The 4,669-nt window shown below is 71.6% G+C and carries 3 protein-coding genes; 1 reads left to right on the top strand and 2 read right to left on the bottom strand.

The window, feature by feature from the left end:
• Nucleotides 1-101 precede the first annotated feature (101 nt).
• Both CCR87_RS01315 and CCR87_RS01310 read right to left on the bottom strand, forming a co-directional pair.
• The gene (locus tag CCR87_RS01315) at nucleotides 102-1,952 is read right to left on the bottom strand and encodes an ATP-binding cassette domain-containing protein (RefSeq protein ID WP_201155526.1); all 1,851 of its coding nucleotides are present in this window, start codon (nucleotides 1,950-1,952) and stop codon (nucleotides 102-104) included.
• A 73-nt stretch (nucleotides 1,953-2,025) separates the two neighbouring features.
• Nucleotides 2,026-2,625 (bottom strand): LysE family translocator, encoded by a 600-nt coding sequence (locus CCR87_RS01310; protein WP_201155525.1) that lies wholly within the window; start codon nucleotides 2,623-2,625, stop codon nucleotides 2,026-2,028.
• Nucleotides 2,626-2,827: 202 nt separating this feature from the next.
• Between CCR87_RS01310 and CCR87_RS01305 the strand changes: the two genes are divergently transcribed.
• On the top strand, nucleotides 2,828-4,651 hold the full coding sequence (locus CCR87_RS01305) for an adenine deaminase (protein WP_201155524.1): 1,824 nt from the start codon (nucleotides 2,828-2,830) through the stop codon (nucleotides 4,649-4,651).
• Nucleotides 4,652-4,669 lie beyond the last annotated feature (18 nt).

Here is a 4,669-nt window from a genome sequence, read left to right as displayed (position 1 = left end):
CCCCCCCAGCGCCCAGCGCACGAAGGCCCACAGCGTGCGCGGCGGCGGCCCCTCGGCGGGCCGGAACGCGTCGATCAGCCCTGCAAGGCGCGCGCGCGGGGTCATTCCGCCGCCTCGGCCGGATCGGTGCCGATGAAGCCGCCCGATTGCCGGCCCCAGAACCGGGCATAGAGGCCGCCGCGCGCCAGCAGCGCGTCGTGGGTCCCTTCCTCCGCTATGCGGCCGTCGTCGAGCACGAGGATGCGGTCCATCCGCGCGATGGTCGACAGCCGGTGTGCGATGGCGATGACGGTCTTGCCCTCCATCACGCCGTAAAGGGTGTCCTGGATGGCCGCCTCGACCTCGCTGTCGAGGGCCGATGTCGCCTCGTCCAGCACCAGGATCGGCGCATCCTTGAGGATGGCGCGGGCGATGGCGATCCGCTGGCGCTGCCCGCCCGACAACTTGACGCCGCGCTCGCCCACCAGGGCGTCATAGCCCTGCCTGCCGGCGCTGTCGGACAGGGTGAGGATGAAGTCATGCGCCTCGGCCCGGCGGGCGGCGGCGATCATCTGCTCCTCGGTGGCGTCGGGGCGGCCATAGAGGATGTTCTCGCGCACCGAACGATGCAGCAGCGCGGTCTCCTGCTGGACCATGCCGATGTGGCGGCGCAGGGATTCCTGGGCCACCATGCGGATGTCCTGGCCGTCGATCTCGATCCGGCCCGATTCGGGGTCGTGGAAGCGCAACAGAAGCTTGACCAGCGTGGATTTTCCCGCGCCCGAGCGCCCCACGAGACCGACCTTTTCCCCCGGCGCGATGGCGAGGGTGACGTCCTGCAACCCGCCCTGCCCGCGCCCGTAATGGTGGGTGACGCCGTGAAGGCCGATGCGTCCGTCGCGGAAGGCAAGCGGCGGCGCGGCGGGCGCATCGGCCAGCGTGATGGGCTGGGCGATCGTCTCCATCCCCTCGGCCACCACGCCGAGGTTGCGAAAGAAGCTGCTGACGGCCCACATGATCCATCCGGTCATCGCATTGAGCCGCAGCGTCAGCGCGGTGGCCGCCGCCACCACCCCGAGGCTGGCGGTCCCGCCCGCCCACAGCGCCACCGCCCAGCCCACGACGCCCACGATCAGAAAGCCGTTCAGCACCGTCAGCCCGATGTCCATCTTGGTGAAGATGCGCATCTCGGCCTGGAAGGTGCGGCGCGAATGCTCGATCGCTTCGCGGGCATAGGCGAGTTCGCGGTCGTGGTGGGCGAACAGCTTGACCGCGTGGATGTTGGAATAGCTGTCGACGACCCGCCCCGTGACCGCGCTGCGGGCATCCGCGGCGGCCTTGGACGCCGGCCCCACCCGCCGGATGGTCCAGCGCACCAGCCAGCCATAGAGCGCGAACCAGATCAGCAGCGGCAGAACCAGCCGCGGATCGGCGCCGGCCAGCAGCAGCGCCGCACCCGCCACATAGGCCAGCGCGAAGGACAGCGCGTCGAACACCTGGAACACCGATTCGCCCGCGGCCGGGGGCGTCTGCATGATGCGGTTGGCGATGCGGCCGGCGAAATCGTTCTCGAACCAGCCCACCGACTGGCGCAGTACGCGGGAATGCGCGCGCCAGCGGATCAGCGTGCCGAAATTGGGCAGGATCGCGTTGTTCAGCACCGCCACGTCCAGCGCCTGGATCGCCGGGCGCAGCAGCAGCAGGAACGCCGCCGCCAGTGCCAGTTCCAACCCGTGCTCGGCCCAGAAACTGCCGCGGTCGGCCTCCGACAACAGGTCCACGATCCGGCCCATGTACCAGATCAGCCCGACCTCGACCGCGGCCACCACCACCGACATGAGGCCCGCCAGCCAGAACACGCCCCGGAACGGTCCCATGTACTGCCGCAGGAACGGCCACAGCCGCCGCGGAACCGTGTCGGTCTCGCGCCAGGGGGTGTAGGGATCGACGAGGGTCTCGAAAAAGCGCAACACGGTCGGGGCCTTTCGCACCGAAGGGTGCCTGCGGCGATATAGCCCGACCGGCGTGCGGGGAAAACCGCCCGCCTCAGCCGGTCGGCCAGAGGATGCCGATCACGCTCAGCGCGATCAGCGCGCCCATGGTGGCGTTGAACGCCCGCAGCCGGGCGGGCACCGACAGCCACACCCGCAGCGCCTGCCCCAGCCCGGCCCAGGCCAGCGATGCGCTGCCCCCCGCCGCCGCAAAGGCCCCCGCCACGATCAGCGCGCTCAGGACCGGGCGGTCGGGGTGGATGAACTGCGTGCTGACGGCGATCGCCAGCACCCAGGCCTTGGGGTTGATCCACTGGAAGGCCGCGGCCTCCAGAAAGCCGAAGGGCCGCGCGGCCTCGCGTCGGCCCAGCCCGCCCGAGCGTCCGATCTGCCACGCCAGCCACAGCAGCACCGCCGCACCGCCCCAGCGCAGCGTGGTGCGCAACAGCTCCGAGGCCGCGAACACCTCGCCCAGCGCCAGGCCCACCGCGAGCGCCATCACCGGAAACCCGACCGAGATGCCCAGCACATGCGGCAGCGTGCGCCGCAATCCGAAATTCGCCCCCGAGGCCGCCACCATCGCGGTGTTCGGCCCCGGCGTCCACGACCCCGCAAATGCGAGGATCATGAGCGAGATCAGCAGGTCTCCGGACATCGCACCCACACAGGTCAACAAGGTTGACCTTGTGTGGCGCCGCGTGCCGGGTCTGTCAACGTGCGGCAGCCCGCCGCCCCGCCCGCGCCGGGGATCTTCTGCCGCGGGACGCGCCGTGGCGGGACCACCCCCGGGGTCCGCCCGGCCGAACGGCGCCGTCAAACGGCCTTGCGGGCCGGCGTCTTGCGCGACATCGTGGGGCATGGCGCATGATCCCCTGACCCCATGGCCCGAGGCGGCCGCCACCCTGATCGCCGTGGCCGCTGGCCGGGCCCCGGCCGAGCTTGTGATCCGCGGCGCGCGGGTGGCCTGTGTGCACACGCGCGAATGGCTGGCCTGGGACGTGGCGGTGGCGGCGGGGCGGTTCGCCTATGTCGGCCCCGACGCGCGGCATTGCATCGGCGACGGGACCGAGGTGGTGGACGCCACCGGCCAGACGCTGATTCCCGGCCTGTGCGACGGTCACATGCACATCGAATCGGGGATGCTGACGCCGGCCGAATTCGCCGCCGCCGTGATCCCCCACGGCACCACCACCATGTTCGTGGACCCCCACGAGATCGCCAACGTGCTGGGCCTGCGCGGTGTGCGCCTGATGCATGACGAGGCCGCGTTGCAGCCGGTGTCGATCTTCACGCAGATGCCCTCCTGCGCCCCCTCGGCGCCGGGGCTGGAGACAACGGGCCACCCGATCACCCCCGAGGACGTGGCCGAGGCGATGGCCTGGCCCGGGATCATCGGGCTGGGGGAGATGATGAACTTTCCCGGCGTGGTGGCGGGCGATGCGCAGATGCTGGCGGAAATGGCCGCGACGGCGGCGGCGGGCAAGGTGATCGGCGGGCATTACGCGGCGCCCGACCTCGGCCCCGCCTTTCACGCCTATGCCGCCGGGGGCCCGGCGGACGATCACGAGGGCACCCGCGAAGACGACGCCGTCGCCCGCATGCGCCAGGGCATGCGCGCCATGATCCGGCTGGGCAGCGCCTGGTACGATGTCGAATCGCAGATCACCGCGATCACGGAACGCGGCCTCGATCCGCGCAACATGATCCTGTGCACCGACGATTGCCACTCCGGCACGCTGGTGGGCGACGGCCACATGAACCGCGCGCTGCGCCACGCCATCGCCTGCGGGGCGGACCCGTTGGTGGCGCTGCAGATGGCCACGATCAACACCGCCACCCATTTCGGGCTGGAGCGCGAGCTGGGATCGATCGCGCCGGGGCGCCGGGCGGACATGATCCTGACGGGGGATCTGGCCGACCTGCCGATCCACCGGGTCTGGGCGCGCGGACGGCTGGTGGCCGAGGGCGGCCGGCTGCTGGCGGTGTGCCCGCATCTGGATTGGCCCGACGACGTTCGCGCGACCGTGCGGCTGGGGCGGACCCTGACGCCGGCCGACTTTGCGCTGCCCGCCCCCGGGGGCGCCGCCCGCGTCACCGCCCGCGTCATCGGCGTGGTGGAGAACCAGGCCCCCACCCGCGCGCTGACGGCAGAGCTGTCGGTGGCGGACGGCGCGGTACAGGCCGATCCCGACCGCGACATCGCGCATCTTGCGCTGGTGGAGCGGCACCGCGGGACGGGCGGCGTGACCAACGGGTTCGTCTCGGGCTTTGGCTGGCGGGGACGGATGGCGCTGGCCTCCACCGTGGCGCATGACAGTCACCACATGATCGTCGCGGGCACCTGCCCCGAGATGATGGCGGCGGCGGCGAACCGGCTGGGCGTGGTCGGCGGCGGTGTCACCCTGTGGGCCGATGGTGCGGAACGCGCGCTGATCGAGCTGCCCGTCGCCGGGCTGATGAGCGACCGCCCCGCCGCCGAGGTCGCGGCCGCCGCCGACGCGCTGGGCGCGGCGATGCGCGCGGCGGGCTGCACGTTGAACAACGCCTTCATGCAGCATTCGCTGCTGGCGCTGGTGGTCATCCCTGCGTTGCGGATATCCGATAAGGGGTTGGTGGATGTGACGCGATTCGCGCTGACCGAGCCGCTGATTGCCGATCCCGACCGGAGCGAATGCCCATGACCCGCCGTCCCCCGCCGC

Origin of the sequence: Rhodobaculum claviforme (assembly GCF_016653255.1) — a bacterium.
Classification (GTDB): domain Bacteria; phylum Pseudomonadota; class Alphaproteobacteria; order Rhodobacterales; family Rhodobacteraceae; genus Rhodobaculum; species Rhodobaculum claviforme.
The sequence above is the reverse complement of the archived record's forward strand: the minus strand, read 5'-3'. Positions and strand labels throughout refer to the sequence as shown.

What these genes read in the sequence shown, in the direction of transcription:
- CCR87_RS01310 (WP_201155525.1), bottom strand. Translation starts at nt 2,625, where the DNA reads ATGTCCGGAGACCTGCTGATCTCGCTCATGATCCTCGCATTTGCGGGG.
- CCR87_RS01305 (WP_201155524.1), top strand. Translation starts at nt 2,828, where the DNA reads ATGGCGCATGATCCCCTGACCCCATGGCCCGAGGCGGCCGCCACCCTG.